The sequence below is a fragment of the Flavobacterium pedocola genome (assembly GCF_053764385.1).
On record NZ_JBSNCR010000004.1, the window covers coordinates 224,870 to 241,644 of the forward strand.

Annotated in this window: 12 protein-coding genes; 9 read left to right on the forward strand and 3 right to left on the reverse strand. The window is 40.7% G+C overall.

Features of this window, described 5'->3' with window-relative positions:
* Positions 1–5 precede the first annotated feature (5 nt).
* Positions 6–701 carry an OmpA family protein gene (locus tag ACWPKD_RS10935; protein WP_455412715.1) on the forward strand — a complete coding sequence of 232 codons (696 nt, stop codon included), beginning with the start codon at positions 6–8 and terminating at the stop codon, positions 699–701.
* A gap of 64 nt (positions 702–765) precedes the next feature.
* Here the strand turns inward: ACWPKD_RS10935 and ACWPKD_RS10940 are convergent, their stop codons facing one another.
* The gene (locus ACWPKD_RS10940; RefSeq protein ID WP_455412716.1) at positions 766–1,383 is read right to left on the reverse strand and encodes a hypothetical protein; all 618 of its coding nucleotides are present in this window, start codon (positions 1,381–1,383) and stop codon (positions 766–768) included.
* Between the two features lie 132 nt (positions 1,384–1,515).
* On the opposite strand from ACWPKD_RS10940, the gene ACWPKD_RS10945 reads away from it, so the two are divergent.
* The gene (locus ACWPKD_RS10945) at positions 1,516–2,460 is read left to right on the forward strand and encodes an ABC transporter ATP-binding protein (protein WP_455412717.1); all 945 of its coding nucleotides are present in this window, start codon (positions 1,516–1,518) and stop codon (positions 2,458–2,460) included.
* A complete protein-coding gene (locus ACWPKD_RS10950) occupies positions 2,461–2,847 on the forward strand; it encodes a hypothetical protein (protein ID WP_455412718.1) in 387 nt (128 codons plus the stop codon).
* A 41-nt stretch (positions 2,848–2,888) separates the two neighbouring features.
* On the opposite strand, the gene ACWPKD_RS10955 is transcribed toward ACWPKD_RS10950, so the two are convergent.
* On the reverse strand, positions 2,889–5,303 hold the full coding sequence (locus ACWPKD_RS10955) for a prolyl oligopeptidase family serine peptidase (RefSeq protein ID WP_455412719.1): 2,415 nt from the start codon (positions 5,301–5,303) through the stop codon (positions 2,889–2,891).
* 189 nt (positions 5,304–5,492) lie between these two features.
* Here ACWPKD_RS10955 and ACWPKD_RS10960 point away from each other — a divergent pair, with 189 nt between their 5' ends.
* A complete protein-coding gene (locus tag ACWPKD_RS10960; RefSeq protein WP_455412720.1) occupies positions 5,493–6,500 on the forward strand; it encodes a 3-oxoacyl-ACP synthase III family protein in 1,008 nt (335 codons plus the stop codon).
* 276 nt (positions 6,501–6,776) lie between these two features.
* Entirely contained in the window at positions 6,777–7,439 is a 663-nt protein-coding gene (locus tag ACWPKD_RS10965; protein WP_455412721.1) for a sterol desaturase family protein, read from the forward strand.
* 72 nt (positions 7,440–7,511) lie between these two features.
* Here the strand turns inward: ACWPKD_RS10965 and ACWPKD_RS10970 are convergent, their stop codons facing one another.
* Positions 7,512–10,019, reverse strand: coding sequence for a TonB-dependent receptor domain-containing protein (locus tag ACWPKD_RS10970; protein ID WP_455412722.1), 2,508 nt, complete (start codon positions 10,017–10,019; stop codon positions 7,512–7,514).
* A 289-nt stretch (positions 10,020–10,308) separates the two neighbouring features.
* On the opposite strand from ACWPKD_RS10970, the gene argS reads away from it, so the two are divergent.
* The 4 genes from argS to ACWPKD_RS10990 all read left to right on the forward strand — a co-directional run bounded on the left by argS (position 10,309) and on the right by ACWPKD_RS10990 (position 16,703).
* The gene (argS, locus tag ACWPKD_RS10975; protein WP_455412723.1) at positions 10,309–12,084 is read left to right on the forward strand and encodes an arginine--tRNA ligase; all 1,776 of its coding nucleotides are present in this window, start codon (positions 10,309–10,311) and stop codon (positions 12,082–12,084) included.
* A 72-nt stretch (positions 12,085–12,156) separates the two neighbouring features.
* Positions 12,157–13,605, forward strand: coding sequence for a hypothetical protein (locus ACWPKD_RS10980; protein WP_455412724.1), 1,449 nt, complete (start codon positions 12,157–12,159; stop codon positions 13,603–13,605).
* Positions 13,595–15,016: a GDSL-type esterase/lipase family protein gene (locus tag ACWPKD_RS10985; protein WP_455412725.1), complete on the forward strand. Its 1,422-nt coding sequence runs from the start codon at positions 13,595–13,597 to the stop codon at positions 15,014–15,016. The genes ACWPKD_RS10980 and ACWPKD_RS10985 overlap by 11 nt, the downstream gene beginning before the upstream one ends.
* A 1-nt stretch (position 15,017) precedes the next feature.
* Positions 15,018–16,703 carry an MBOAT family O-acyltransferase gene (locus ACWPKD_RS10990; protein ID WP_455412726.1) on the forward strand — a complete coding sequence of 562 codons (1,686 nt, stop codon included), beginning with the start codon at positions 15,018–15,020 and terminating at the stop codon, positions 16,701–16,703.
* Positions 16,704–16,775 lie beyond the last annotated feature (72 nt).

Here is a 16,775-nt window from a genome sequence, read left to right on the forward strand (position 1 = left end):
AGGATATGAGAAAAGTAAGTATATGTGTTTTGGCATTAGCAGTAACATCAGCTTCGCTTTTTACAAGTTGTGAAGCGGTTAAAAATGCCAATAACACCCAAAAAGGTGCTGTAATTGGTGCTGCCGGAGGTGCTGTAATCGGAGGGATCCTGGGAAATAACCTTGGTAAAGGCGGAAAAGGAGCTTTAGGTGCCGTAATAGGTGGGGTTGTCGGTGGCGTTGCCGGTGGTTTAATCGGAAACAAAATGGACAAACAAGCCCGTCAAATCAAAGAAGCATTGCCAGGTGTTGAAGTAGAACGCGTTGGTGAAGGTATTAAACTTGTATTGGGTGAGAATTCGGTTAATTTCGATTTCAATAAAGCTACCCTGACACCAAGAGCAAAACAAAACCTTGATAAATTAGTACCTGTTTTCAAAGAATATCCGGACACAGACATTCAGATTTTTGGGTATACCGACAGTAAAGGTTCAGACGAATACAATTTGAATCTGTCCAACCAGCGTGCGGCGGCTGTTACCAGTTATCTTTCTTCGAAAGGTTTGGTATCTTCCCGTTTTAAAACCGTGGGGATGGGAGAAGCAGATCCGATGGCCGACAATGAAACCGACGCCGGAAGAGCTAAAAACCGTCGTGTGGAATTTGCCATTACCGCCAATGCTAAAATGGTTGAGGATGCTAAAAAAGAAGCCAATAAATAATTTTATAACTATATAAAAAAAGCCCAAACGAAAGTTTGGGCTTTTTTTATGGTTACAATATATCTTAACGTCCTCCAAAAGTAAAGGAAACGCCTAAACTCAAATTATAGGTAAAAGTTGTGGTGGCATTATCTGCCGCTTTAGAAACCCTTGTTCCGTCAAACTTTACGTGTTGTGCCAAATTCATGATTCCTGTGGCATCTAAGCCAATAGCAACGCCATCCATAACTGTAAGCTGTGGGTTTACCCCGAAGATCACGTGTGGGATTTCATCGATTCCGGGACCGCCTTTGGGAAACGTAACCGATTTTTGCCACGCATATCCTAAACCGGCATGCGAGAGAATTACAAAATATTCGTTGTAAAAATAACTTCGGTCGTCCAATAAGTTAGAAAGGTTACAAGCTGCCTGAACTGAAATTCTTTGATAATCGGTACCCATTTCCGGAGTTTCTTTCGTTCGGAACTTATCGGCGCCATAATCCAGTTTTACGCCCCATTTTTCGCCAAACATGTAGCGGAAACCAAAATCCATGTGGCCGAATTTGGATATTGAAGGCTCGTAAGCTCCAGACAATCCGTAATTTAAATCAATCGAGTAATTGTCGTACACCCTTTGGGAAAAGGCGATTGAAGACAATAACAAAAACGCGACTGTCAGTTTTTTAGCTGATAGCATCATGTACTAGTAGGTTAATTTTCTGCAATTTTAGGCATTATCTTTTAATAAACGAAAAAGAATTTAGTAAAAAAGTTGAAAGTTAATTCCTTAAAGCGGCCATAAGGGCTTAAATTTGCGGTTTAAACGGTTAATATGCTTGAGGTTAAAAACATAGCTTTCGGTTATACAGCGAAGCGAATTATCCAAAATATTGGTTTTGAGGTAAATGCCGGTCAGAATGTTGCGGTTATTGGAGAAAGTGGTTGTGGAAAAAGTACACTCTTAAAGCTGATTTACGGCTTATACGATTTGGAGGAAGGCCAGATTTTCTGGAATGGGACAGAAGTGACCGGGCCAAAATTCAATCTGGTACCCGGTATGCCTTTTATGAAATACCTGGCTCAGGATTTCGACTTAATGCCTTATATAACCGTCGCTGAGAACGTCGGGAAATACCTTTCCAATTTTTATCCCGAAGAGAAAAAAGAGCGTATCCATGAATTGCTGGAAATTGTTGAAATGACTGAATATGCTGATGTGAAAGCACAGTATTTAAGCGGTGGCCAGCAGCAACGTGTGGCTTTGGCGAGAGTTTTAGCGCTCGAACCCGAAGTATTATTGCTGGACGAACCTTTCAGTCATATTGATAATTTTCGAAAAAATGCACTTCGACGTAACTTGTTTACCTACCTGAAAGCTAAAGGAATAACGGTTATAATCGCCACGCACGACAGTGTGGATGCTCTTTCTTTTGCAGATGAAACCATAGTGCTTAAAGACGGTCAGATTTTGGACAAAGGGAATTCTTCCGTAATTTATCTGAACCCTATATCAAAATACAGCGCTTCGCTTTTTGGCGAGGTAAACGAAATCAAACTTTCGCAAATAGCCGAAGTTGACGGAGACGACCGCTTGTTGTTTTTATATCCGCATCAGTTAAAAGTGGTCGAAAACGGATTGATGAAGGTAATTGTTAAACAATCGTATTTTAAAGGAAGCCATTACCTTATCAAAGCAGCACTAAACGGAAAAGCAATTTTCTTTGAGCATGAATCCGCCTTAGAACATAATAAAGAAGTAACCTTAATGCTTAATTAAATGCCAAAAGAAGATTATTTATCGAAACAAATCAGCCAGTTAGGTTTTTTTCTGAAGAAAGCGCTGGAGAAACTCATAAAGCAAAACGCTGGAGCAGATGTATCAGAATCGGTTTCAGAAATCAATCTTAAACTACAGGAAGAATTAGGGTTCAATTTAAAAACACTTGAAACTATTGCTGAAGAAGAACTGATTGCTTTTTTAGAACAACATCCACAATTTAGTGCAGAAAATCTGGAAACCTTAGCCGATTTGTTTTCTGTTTTTGACAGTCAAAATTTCAATAGGAAAGCTTTACGGATTTACCATTATATTAATGCTATAACCGCAACCTTTTCTTTTGAACGTGAATCCAAAATAGAAAAACTAAAGCAAAAATTATACTAAAGAAAAACCCCGAAACGTGATTCGGGGTTTTATTTTTTAAATTAATTCTTCAAATACTTTTCCAGGAACTGATCCTGTTCCCAAAGCAAATGGAAGATATTCTCTTTAGCTGCATAGCCGTGCGATTCTTTCGGTAGCAGTACCATTCTTACCGGTGCTCCCAAACCTTTTAGGGCCTGGAAATAACGCTCCGTCTGTAAGGTGAATGTTCCCGGGTTATTGTCCGCATCACCGTGAACCAATAATAAAGGGGTCTTCATTTTTTCTGCGGTCATGAAAGGCGACATTCCGTTGTAAATAGCCGGAACTTCCCAGTAATTACGCTGCTCACTCTGGAATCCGAATGGGGTTAGCGTTCGGTTGTAAGCACCGCTTCGGGCAATTCCGCAGGCGAATAAATTGGAATGCGTCAATAAGTTAGCGGTCATGAAAGCACCATACGAGTGACCTCCAACAGCAACTTTCTTACGGTTGATGTAGCCTAAATTGTCCACTGCGTTGATTGCAGCTTCCGCATTGTCCACCAATTGCGTGATAAAAGTGTCATTTGGTTCTGTTTTGCCTTCTCCAATAATCGGGAATGCGGCGTCATCTAAAACGGCGTAGCCTTTCGTCACCCAATACACGAACGATCCGTAATTAGGGAACGTAAATTCGTTAGGATTCTGGGTGGTTTGACCGGCAGAGTTCTTGTCTTTGAATTCTGTAGGATACGCCCAAATTAACAACGGCAATTTTTCTTTTTTGGCTTTTCTGTCGTAATTAGCCGGTAAATAAAGCGTTCCGGAAAGTTCCACGCCGTCTTTGCGTTTGTATTTGATTACTTCTTTGTATACATTTTTGATGCTTTCAAAAGGGTTTTTGAAGGCTGTAATCGGAGTGATTTTATCTTTCGATTTGATGTTGCGGAAGTAATAATTCGGGAATTCCGTTGGGGATTGGATCTGAACCAAAACTTCACCTTTTTTGAAATCTTCAATCGACAGAATGTCTTCTTTCTTGTTTTTGAAAGCCGATTGGTACAGACGTTTTGTCTTCAGGGTTTTGGTGTTGAACTCGTCGATGAAAGGGAATTGCCCTTCTTTGGTAAATCCGTTACCGATTAAATAAGCATTGTCGCCTTCAAGTGCTAAAACCTGTCTTCCATACTCATTTTTCTTAGTTTCGAAATTACCCGGATCAGCATAAATGTCCTGAGAATTTCTGTCGGAAATCACTTTTGGTGCCTGAGCTGGGTTCGATGGGTTGATCAGATACGTTTTGGTGTTTCGGGTGTCATACCAGCTGTCGTAAGCAATGGCAATATTTCCGTTCCCCCAGGTGATGCCGCTGAAACGTTGCGGTGTTTTAAGGATTGAAGTCGGCTGACCGGAAAAAGGAGCATTCCATAAGAAAACTTCGTCTCTGAAGTCAACTTTTACAGCCGGGTCTCCACCGTCCAATGCCTCTGTAAATACTAAGGTTGCAGGAGTGTCATTTCTCCAGCTCATGCTTCGTTTCCCTTTGCGGACCGCCATAAAACCTTTTGGCATAATTTCGTTAAGCGGCACTTCATTCACCACTTTTATTTCGGTACCGGCTTTGTCAAACACAATGGTTTTTTGCGGGAAACGACTCAACGGAACAATGTACGAATACGGTTTTTGAATCGTAGTCACCATAAGGTAATTTCCATCCGGTGAAAAGGATTCGCCCGCGTATAAGTCCGCTTTTTTGAATAATTCGGTTTTACCGTTTAAATCTACTTTATAAAGTTCAGACGTTACCAGGGTTTCAAAATTGGTTTCGTCGGTTTTGTTTTTCAGTAAATCCTGAAAGGTTCTGTTTTGGGATACTTTTCCTTCACTGGTGGAAGTTGTAGGGCCTGTCGGTAAATCTTTTTTGGAATCGATCAGCGCCTGACGGTTCGCTACCATGGTTTTTACCAATAGGCTTTTTCCGTCACGGTACCAGCTCATCGGGCTTCCTAAATTGGCATTAAGGTTATCTGAAGTCAGTTTTACAGCTTTCGCGGAAGCAATGTCCAAAACCCAAAGTTCCACGCCTTTATTGGTGGTGTGGGTGAAAGCGATTTTCTTTTCATCCGGTGACCAGGAAAGGTTAGTAATTCTTGGATTTGCAGGTAAACCTTGTACCTGGATTTCGTTTTTATCTTTTACACGACGTACTTTCAGGTTGTTGATGTAGGTAACCGAACTGGAAATGTTCGTGATCGGATTGATTCGTAAACCGGCCAATCGCATTTCTTCCTGATTTAAATCGTCAAGGTTTTTATAGGTGTTGCGGTAGGTTAGGAGCATCCATTCTTTTTTGGTGTCCATGGTTACCGAAGGTGCTCTTTCGTATTCGGCTAAAGCCAGAATCTCCTTGGAAGGCTTTTGATAAGTCAGGTTTTCCTGCGCCAGTAACGACGAACCTGTTAACAGTAAAAGCCAAAAGCAGTTTTTTAGTTTCATGATTTACAATTTGGTTTTGGAATATTTGTCTAAAAGTACTGGGATAGTGTTACAGCTTCTGTTTAAATTTTGTTAAAACTGGATTTTCAGCGAAAGTTTGAAATGGTAGTCGAAAAAAACAACAGATTCTTTACTATGGCGTTAAATATCCTTAAATTTGTAGCCCTATTTTTAATAAAAGGAGAAATAATGTATCAATCGAAGATTTCAGGATTAGGGTATTACGTGCCCGAAAATACAGTGACCAACGACGATTTGTCGAAACTAATGGATACCAATGACGAATGGATTCAGGAACGTACCGGAATTCAGGAACGAAGACACGTTGTCCGAGGTGAAGATACTACGACCAGTATGGGCGTTAAGGCCGCTGAAATTGCCATTGAGCGTTCGGGAGTAGCCAAAGAAGATATTGATTTCGTGATTTTCGCGACCTTGAGCCCTGATTATTATTTTCCAGGGCCAGGTGTTTTGGTTCAGCGTGATTTAGGCTTGAAAACCGTTGGGGCCCTTGATGTGAGAAACCAGTGTTCGGGGTTTGTGTATGCGATTTCCGTTGCAGACCAGTTCATCAAAACCGGAATGTATAAAAATATCCTGGTTATCGGTTCCGAAGTGCATTCTACCGGTCTGGATATGACGACAAGAGGCCGCGGGGTTTCCGTTATCTTTGGCGATGGGGCAGGAGCAGCGGTTTTAAGCCGTTCGGAAGACAGAAACAGAGGTGTTTTATCAACGCATTTGCATTCCGAAGGACAACATGCTGAAGAATTGGCTTTGATTGCTCCGGGTATGGGAAAACGCTGGATTACAGATGTTATCAAAGACAACGATCCTAACGACGAGAGTTACTATCCGTATATGAACGGACAGTTTGTGTTCAAGAACGCTGTGGTACGTTTCAGTGAAGTGATCATGGAAGGTTTACAGGCGAATAATTTGCAGGTTTCCGATATCAATATGCTGATCCCGCATCAGGCGAATTTGAGGATTTCACAGTTTATTCAGCAGAAGTTTAAACTGGAAGACCATCAGGTGCACAACAATATTCAGAAATATGGGAATACAACGGCAGCATCCATTCCGATTGCTTTAACCGAAGCCTGGGAACAGGGCAAAATCAAAGAAGGCGATTTGGTTGTGTTAGCAGCTTTTGGCTCAGGATTTACTTGGGGAAGCGTGATTATCCGCTGGTAATTTCAGTCCCGTTTAAAATATTTTACCGCAGCTTCACAGATTTATCTGGAATTTGCGGTTTTTTTATTGGATTAAGTAGCTGTTGGTTTGTTTTTAGATAAGTAGTTGCTGCTAGTCAGTGCTTTATAATCTGCTAAGCAGCGGGGATTTTTATGGAATGGAGAGGCTTTTATCGACAATCTGTATGTTAAATCCTATGAAATCACTTTTCGTTTTGTAAATAAATGCCTAATTTTAGTTCACGTTTTCTGTTATTAATTTCTAATATAAAGAAGTATGGCAAGGAAGATAGTTTACAACGAAGGTCAGGCGCGTTTATTTGACAACAAATACCTGGAAATGCTCACCAAAGGAAACCCAATCCTGATATGGAGCATCTACATTCCGATACTAACCTATTTAGTTTACAGGGCATATAGTTTTTATCAAATCCCCGGACTGATTACGTTTTCCCTTTTTGTGAGCGGAATGCTGTATTGGACTTTTTTCGAATACATTGCCCACCGGTATATTTTTCATTGGGTAAGTGAAAATATCCGTGTACAGAAAGTCGCTTATGTGATGCACGGGAATCATCATGAATATCCAAGGGATCGCGACAGGCTTTTTATGCCGCCGTTCCCCAGCCTTATTTTGTCGTCCACTTTATTCGGCTTGCATTATCTGATTTTAGGGGATTATAATTGGGCCTTTTTTCCGGGATTCATGTTAGGCTATCTTTTGTACGCTTCCATGCATTATGCGATCCATGCTTTTGAGCCGCCTTTTGAATTTATGAAACCGTTATGGCGTAATCATCAGATGCATCATTACCGCAATGAACAGTTGGGTTTTGGCGTTAGCAATACGTTTTGGGACAAGGTTTTCGGGACTACTTTCGATCTTCGGAAGCACAAAGAAGAACCTGAAAAAGCCAAAACCCTGAAATTTGATGAATAGCCATAAAAAAACCTCGAAGTAAAAAAGCTCCGAGGTTTTTCAGTAATATAAAATCGAAAAGTTAACTACATTTTAGAACATTCCGCCGCTGCTTTGTGTTTCGTTGGCATCACGTTGTTTGCGTTGCATTGCTCTGTTTTTTCCTCCACCGAACATATAGTTGAATCCGATGTAGAACGTCTGGTTTTCCCAGTAGAATGCTCCGTACTGACGATAAGGGATGTTTCCGTCGAAAGCGAAACGCATGTTGTCGAAAACGTCATTGTAACGAGCTGTAATGGTTCCTTTACCTTTCATGACATTGTAGGTAGCCCCGATATCCGCTTTGTACATGTGTTTTCTTTCAAACTGTAAGCTTAAATCACGACCTCTGTACATACCGAACAATTGGAAACGAAGGTTTTTAGTTGCTGTGAAGGTGTTGTTCATTCTTGCGTTGAAGGTTGTAACATCCACTTCTGCATTTTCAAATTCGCTAGTTATGGCATTCTGTACCGTACCTCTTACGGTTTTAAAATAAGCATCCGAACTTAGGTTTGTCGACCACCATTTGGTAAATTTCAAATTAGCCGAAGCTTCAACTCCGTAGGCGTTGTTGTCTTTAAAGTTGTCAAAAGAAAGGATTTTTCTGTTGTCAGGATCGTTCGGATCGTTATAAACCACTCTGGAAATTTCATCGTTGATTCTTCTGTAGAATACTCCTGTTGTGAAAGTTCCCATTTTTGTGGTTCGGGTGTAATTTACTTCAAAAGAGTTTGTGAACTGAGGCTCAAGTGCCGGATTTCCTTTAGACTCCATCAAAGGTGTTGTCCACTCACGGATCGGGCTGATCTGACCAATGCTCGGGCGATCAACTCTTCTTGAATAATTAAAGTTGAATGAGTTTTTTTCATTCATTGCATACGTAAAGAAAGCAGATGGATAAACGGTAAAGATATTATCGCTTACTTTTTGTTTGTCATCCGTAATGGTATTGGTTGGTGTTAAATTGGATTGGAATTCATTGTTATGAGTACTAAAATCGGCATCAATATTATAGTATTCCACGCGGAATCCGATTTGCGAGCTCCATTTGCTGTTCCACTGTGTTCCAACGTTGGCGTAAACCGCACTGATGTCTCTGTTGAATTTGAAATAGTTGTTCAAATCGCTTGAGAAAGTATACGGTGTTACGTATTCGGTACCGCTTTCCGGTGCTTTAAAAGTACTTTTGGTAGTTTGGATTCGGGTTTCCGCTCCTAATTCCAATTTTGTTTTCTCAGTAAGCGGGTTGGTATAGTCAATGTTAACCTGCGTATAATCCGTTACACCGTCAATAATGTTTCTTGAGTTGGAATCCATTACCAAATCACCGTCAAATTCTCTGGTGGCATTGTAATACCTTGTATTCTCCGTGTTTTTGGTTTTGGAGTAATTTACCTGGAACTCAAGGTTTTCCCCTTTTTTATCGAAATCGTGTTTGTAAACCAAGTCATAGGTCTGGTTTTTATTTTCGTTTTCGTTGTCATAATGCTGGTGGGTATCGTTGTCGGCGTTGTCGGTGTAGTTAACATTGGTGTTACCCCATCCGTCCGTGTGTGTTAAGTTCTGGTTTGTATAGACTGAAAGCGTATTTTTCTCATTGATATAGTAATCCATACCAAGTTTCAGCAAATGGGAATTGTTTAAATTTCTGAAATCGAATTCCTGGAAGTTCTCACGTCCCGGATTGAAACTGGTTACATTACCGTGGTTGGCATTAACCCCGTGGTTTAAACCGTAATTGGTGTAAAAGTTAACTTTCCCTACTTTGTAGTTTAAGTTTAATGAAGTATTGGTTTTTGGTGTAATACCGAAGGTAACCCCTGTATTAATGGTTCCGTTAAACCCAGTGTTGGCGTTTTTGTGAAGGATAAGGTTGATGATCCCGCTCATCCCTTCCGGATTGTATTTAGCCGAAGGATTGGTAATCAATTCAATTTGTTTGATGGAAGACGAAGGAATCTGCTGTAACAACTGAGCTGCGTCTACATTGGAAGGTTTTCCGTCAATCAAAACACGAACGTTTGCATTTCCTCTCAAGCTTAATTCTTTAGTCTGCGGATCGATACTTACTGTCGGAACGTTATTTAAGATTTCCGAAGCAGTTGTTCCTGAGGCAATCAAATCTTTCCCTACATTAACTACTTTACGGTCGATTTTCTGAACCATGCTGGAGCGTTCTGCCACAACTTCAACACCTTCAAGCTGTGTAGCTTCAGACTCTATGGTAATGGTGCCCACATTGATGGATTTGTCGCCCGGAGTCAGTGCAATTGCCTTTGAAAATAATTTGTAGCCGATGAATTGTACTTCAAGGGTGTAGCTTTTCAGTTCAAGGTTTTTGATGTCAAAATTACCGTTCTCCTGAGAAATAGCACCCGTAATCACTTTGTCTCCTTCTTTAATGGAAACAGATGCATATCCGATAGGTTCTTTTGTGTTTTTATCGATGATTTTTCCTGATACGCTGCCCGGATTACCGTTTGCAGCCGCCGGAGCTTGTGCAAATACTGAGCTTAAGGAACTCAATAGGCATACAATAAATAACTTTAGTTTCATTTTTTCTGTTTTGATTGATGAAATTTGTAGGGCAAAAGTAGGTCTTTTTATACTAATGTGTAATACAAAGTACTTTTTTATACAAAATTTAACAATTCTTTAATTATAAATTTGAGGTAGTGCTTACTAGACTTCAAAAGTGGTGAATTGTTACACTTTTTTTGGAAAAAAATCCGTAATTGTAAATTATATTCGATAAACGGTTGGTTTTCAGTTTTAAAATTTGTGATTTTCTAATTTTCAAATTCTGTAATTAAACGTATCTTTGCACCCTTAAAATTTAACAGTTATGACACTTCAACAAATTCTTACGGAAAAAATCCAGAAAGCAGTTCAGGATTTATTTGATGTTGCACTCGATAAGGTGGAATTTCAGGCTACCCGTCGGGACTTTGAAGGTGATGTGACTGTGGTGATTTTCCCGCTTTTAAAGTTGGTGAAAAGCAATCCTGTGGAGTTAGGAAACAAGATCGGGGAATATCTGGTTGCAAATGTTGCTGAGGTAGAGCGTTTCAACGTGGTTTCCGGCTTTTTGAACATCGTGATTTCCGATGCCTATTATGTGAATTTCTTCAACGGCATCAGAACTCAGGAAAACTTCGGTTTTGTAACGCCAAAAGCAGGTGAGAAGGCTGTAATGGTGGAATATTCTTCGCCAAATACCAACAAACCGCTGCACTTAGGTCACGTCAGAAATAATTTATTAGGGTATTCGGTTGCGGAAATTTTAAAAGCATCGGGTAAGAAAGTATACAAAACCCAAATCATCAACGACCGTGGGATCCACATCTGTAAATCGATGTTGGCCTGGCAGAAATTCGGAAACGGGGAAACGCCTGCAACTTCCGGATTGAAAGGCGATAAGTTGGTTGGGAAATATTATGTGGAGTTTGATAAAGCGTACAAAACGCAAATCAATGAGATAATCGCTCAGGGGAAAACAGAAGAAGAAGCTAAAAAACAAGCGCCAATCATTTTGGAAGCACAACAAATGCTGTTGGATTGGGAAGCCGGAAAACCGGAAGTAATCAAGCTTTGGGAAACCATGAACCAATGGGTGTACGATGGTTTCGGAACCACCTACAAAAACCTTGGCGTAGATTTTGATTCCTACTATTATGAAAGCAATACTTATTTATTAGGAAAAGAAGTAGTACAGTTCGGATTGGAGAAAGGTATTTTCGAAAAAGATCCTGATGGCTCGGTTTGGATCGATTTGACGGCGGAAGGTTTAGACCGTAAAATCGTTTTGCGTTCAGACGGAACCGCGGTTTACATGACCCAGGACATCGGAACCGCTATCCAGCGTGTGAAAGATAACCCGGATGTGGGTGGTATGGTGTACACCGTTGGAAACGAGCAGGATTACCACTTTAAAGTGTTATTCCTGATTCTGAAAAAATTAGGTTTCGACTGGGCGGAAGATTTGTATCACCTGTCCTACGGAATGGTGGAATTGCCATCCGGAAAAATGAAATCCCGTGAAGGAACCGTTGTGGATGCTGATGATTTGATGGAAGAAATGACCGCTACGGCACAATCGATTTCAGAAGAATTAGGAAAACTGGATGGCTATTCTGATTCTGAAAAAGCGGAATTATACAAAGTAATCGGGTTAGGCGCCTTGAAATATTTCATGCTGAAAGTCGATCCGAAGAAAAACATGATGTTTAACCCGGAAGAATCGGTGGATTTTGCCGGAAACACAGGACCTTTCATTCAGTATACCTATGCGAGAATCCAGTCGATTTTGCGCAAAGCGGATTTCGATTTAAACAAAGAAGTAACCCTGGAATTACACGAAAAAGAAAAAGAATTACTAAAGCAGGTGGAAATGTTCCCGGCGTTAATTCAGGATGCGGCCAAGAACCACAGTCCGGCGTTACTTGCAAATTACACTTACGATTTAGTAAAAGAATACAATTCGTTCTACCAATCCGTTTCGATTTTAGGAGAAGAAGACGAGAATAAGAAAATTTTCCGTGTACAATTGTCCAAAAAAGTGGGCGAGATCGTCAAATCCGCTTTCAGTTTGTTGGGAATTAATGTGCCGGAGAGAATGTAAATAATTATAAGTTATGAATTATGAGTTTAGCTTGAACTCATAATTTATAATTCATAACTCATAACTTAAAAAGTGAACCAAAACAAATCATACTTCCTTCAGTCGTTTACCATTTTTGCCCTTTCCATAGCGGCATTTTTGGTGTTTAAATCGTTTTTGCCGAAGAAGATTTTCACGGAAAACGGTACCAATTCCAAAAACGTAGTCATCGACAGTTTGCTTTTGGAAGCTCTTGAAGAAGAAAATTCCGCGGAAGAAGGCGATACGCTTTCCAACCAACCGATCAGTTTTACGGCGGTGGACGGCATCACGTTCCCGGACGAAACCTTTAGTGATTACAAAGGATTTCAGCATTTGGTTCAGTTTTATGAGAAGTTGTATCAGTTGGAAACAACTAAGCAAGGCAATGTCCGCATCGCGTATTTTGGCGATTCCATGACCGATGGCGATATGATCGTGCAGGATTTCCGTTCGAGCTTTCAAAACCAGTTTGGCGGCCAGGGTGTTGGTTTTGTGAATATTACTTCCGAATCGGCAGCTTCGCGTAATTCGATTAAACACGAATATTCCGGAAACTGGAAAACCCAATCGTACTTAAATGTAAAAAAACCGCGCAGTCCTTTCGGGGTAAACGGTCACGTGTTTTTTGCCAATGATACGGCGCATGTGGAATGGGTGAAATATCAGGCCAGCAAGCTGAAAAACTTATCAGAATTGTACAATCCGACCCTTTTCTACGGAAGATCGGCTAACAAATCCGGTAAAATTGCCATGAAAGTGGGAGCCGATACGATTTATAAAAAACTGACCCCTAATAAATTGGTAAATACTTTAGTAGTAGGGAATACAACGAAAAATCTTAAAGTCGATTTCGTTAAAGCGGATTCCATTCCGGTGTACGGTTTCAATTTCGACGACGGAAAAGGCGTTCACGTGGACAATTTCTCCAACCGCGGAAATTCCGGATTACCGATTTCAACATTCAACACCGATGTGATGCGTCAGTTCCAGGAGAAACTGGGTTACGATTTGATTGTTTTGCATTACGGAACCAACGTGTTGAATTACGGGTCACTGAATTACAGCTGGTATGAAAAACGCATGAAACGCGTGGTGGCGCATTTGAAAGAATGTTTCCCTGGGGTAGCGATACTTATTATTTCCACGGCGGATAAATCCACGAAATACGATTTGGAAATGAAAACGGATTCGGCTGTAGTGCCGTTAACCTTAGCACAGAAAAAATATGCAGTGCAATCGGAAGCGGCCTACGTTAATTTATATACGTTGATGGGTGGTGACGGTTCGATGGTGAAATGGGTGGAAGAAGCGCCGGCCTCGGCAAATAAAGATTATACGCATTTCAATTTCAGGGGAGCGAAACGTATTTCTGCCATGATTTACAATCAGATTTATGGCGGGTATGAGCAGTTCAAAAAGTTGAGAGCCAACCGAAAAACAGCCAAACCGGCCGTGAAAGATTCGACAATCGTTAAAAAAGACAGTGTCAATGTGGAATAAAGTTTTCATAACCCTTTTCGGAATCCTTTTTTCCGTATCGCTTACTGCTCAGGTGCTGGATTCTACTTCGGTGGAAGCCGACACGCTTGGGATGGAAGAGAAGGTGAGCTATGGGGAGAACGCTATTTCGAATACCAGGGCGCTTGAAAAATTCTTTGAAAAATTATACTTGCTTGAGACCACAAAAGCAGGCAAAGTCCGTATCGTACATATAGGCGATTCCCACATTCAGGCCGATTTCTTTACCGGAGTAATCCGTAAAAACCTTCAGGAGAAATTCGGGAACGGCGGTTTAGGGTTTTCCTTTCCGCACAATCTGGCCAGAACCAACGGGAGTTATTTCATCCGATATTCTTCAAATGAATCCTGGAACAACCATCGGTTGACCAAAGAAAAAAACGGAAGTCCAATTGGTTTAAGCGGTATTTCCTTAACTACAAGAGCTAAGGATTTTGCTGTGGAAATCAATGTGAAAGACAATGCCTATCAGTTTAATACACTGAAAATCGTTTCGCCGGATAACCAGAATATGTTCGAGGTGGCCACGGCTAAAAAGACCATTACATTAGAATCGAATGTGCCGAAAAAAATCGTGCATAAGATCAAAAACGGGGAAGCAATTTCCATCATTGCTGATAAATACAATATTTCCGTAGCCGAACTGAAACGCTACAACGGCATGAAATCGGACAAAATCCGCGCCGGGAAAACCTTGAAAATCCCAACCAATGAAATGCAGAAGCGCAGTGTGAAGCGATCAGAGTTTATTCCGCTTTCGCTGACGGAAGAGCCTAATACGCATTCGTTTTACTCGGAAACCCCGATGGATAAAATCTACCTGATCCCGAACAAATCCTCCAATACTTTTGCCTTAAGCGGTTTGGTGATGGAGAAAAACGAGCCGGGAATTACCTATAGCGCCATCGGTGTAAATGGTGCAAAAGCTTCGGATTATAACAAATATCCTTTGTTTTTTGAACAGACACCGGCTTTACAGGCAGATTTGATCATCATTTCCTTAGGGACGAACGAAACGTTTGACAAAATGCCGTCTTCGGACTATATGACGCAGCTGAATACGTTTATCGCCAACATAAAAGCTAAAAATCCTACTGCGGAAGTTTTGGTTATGTCCACACCGCCTTCCTTGTTGTACCGCCGCTCGCTGAACCGTTTTGCCGATGCATATGCGCGTGATATCAACTCGCAGGCTCCGGTTGTGAACCACGCATCCTGGGATTTATTTGCCATCATGGGCGGAATGTACGGCGTAAACCGAAATTACCGTCAGGGATTAATGTCCGGAGATAAAGTGCATTATACCAAATCAGGATATGAGAAGCAGGGACAGCTTTTCAGTAAAGCCCTTTTAAACGCCTACGAAAATTTTAAAGTAACGAAGAAGAATTAATATGCAGGATTGGTTTACCCAAAATATAGCCTCATTGTTTACCGATATAACAGCCGAAACGGTTCAAAACTGGTTTGTGTTCAACCCGAAAGAGCCAATTTTGTTCAACACTGCCTTGTTTTTAGGGATGTTCCTGTTTTTTTACAGTATTTATATCACCCTGAAAAACACGTTTTACCCGCGTTTGGTGTATGTGATCCTGTTTTCGTTGTTCTTCTATTACAAATCAAGCGGAATCTTCTTTTTACTGCTGTTAGGATCTTCCATAGTGGATTATAATTTAGGGAATCTGGTGCATCGTACCCAAAGTGTCCTGAACAAAAAATTGTGTTTGGCCTTTAGTGTGGTACTGAATCTGGGCTTTTTGGGTTATTTTAAGTATACGAATTTTGCTATTGATACTTACAACTCGATTTCGGGAGGACATTTTGAATTTCAGAAAATTATTCTACCGGTGGGGATTTCGTTCTATACGTTCCAGTCCATCAGTTATATCATTGAGATTTACCGCAAAGAAATTGAGCCGACAAAAAACTATGTCGATTACTTGTTCTTCGTGTCGTTTTTTCCGCAGTTGGTAGCCGGACCGATTGTTCGTGCCAAGGATTTTTTACCACAGATTTACCAGAAATTAAACGTAACCCAAGAGGATGTTAATCGCGCTTTTCTTTTGATTATTGGCGGATTGATCAAGAAAACAGTTATCTCCGATTATATTTCCATCAACTTCGTAGACCGCGTTTTTGATGCACCGTCAAGTTATACCGCTTTTGAAAATTTAATGGCTTCGTATGGTTATGCCATCCAGATTTACTGCGACTTTTCAGGGTATTCGGATCTGGCAATTGGAGTGGCGTTGTTACTAGGGTTTAAATTACCGACGAACTTCCGTACTCCATATCAATCGGCATCAATTACGGAATTTTGGAGAAGATGGCATATTTCGTTATCGACCTGGTTAAAAGACTTTTTATATATTTCCGTTGGAGGAAATCGTAACGGGACCTTTGCCGGGTTTTTATTCCCGGCCGTATTCTTCTTCGGTCTTATCGTTTGGGGAATTACCTATGCGCCTACCAGCAATATTCCATTGATTATTGCGGTTTCATCAACGGTGGTTTTCACGCTTACGTTTTTATTGTCTAAGGAGAAAGAACGTACAATGTTTACCAATGTCAACCTGATGACTACCATGTTGTTGGGAGGATTATGGCACGGGGCCAGTTTGCGATTTATTATTTGGGGTGCTTTACACGGATTGGCACTGGCGGTACATAAAATCTTCATGGAATTCTTCCCGCCTAAAAAAGAAGGGAAAAGTTCATTTTTCAGTAGTATCTGGACTTTCTTGTCAGTGATTGCTACGTTTCATTTTGTTGCATTCTGTTGGATTTTCTTCCGTGCAAAAGATTTTGATACGGCTTTACAGGTAATCAATAATATAGGTAAAGTTACTCTTGATGTGCAACAATGGATGATAATTGCCGAAGGGTACAAAAACGTATTCTTATTAATGGTAATCGGATTCGTTTGGCATTTTCTTCCGGAAAAACTGGTGGAAAGCCTGCAGAATGTGTTCAAAGCCCTGCCAATTATCGGAAAAGCTGTCCTTTTAGGCTTGGTGTATTGGCTGGTGTATGCTATGGCTTCTGCCGGACCACAGCCGTTCATTTATTTTCAGTTTTAATTTTAATAAAATATTAAGTTTTCAAAGATTATCATAATTCATTTTTTTTTCTACATTTGAATCTGTGAAATT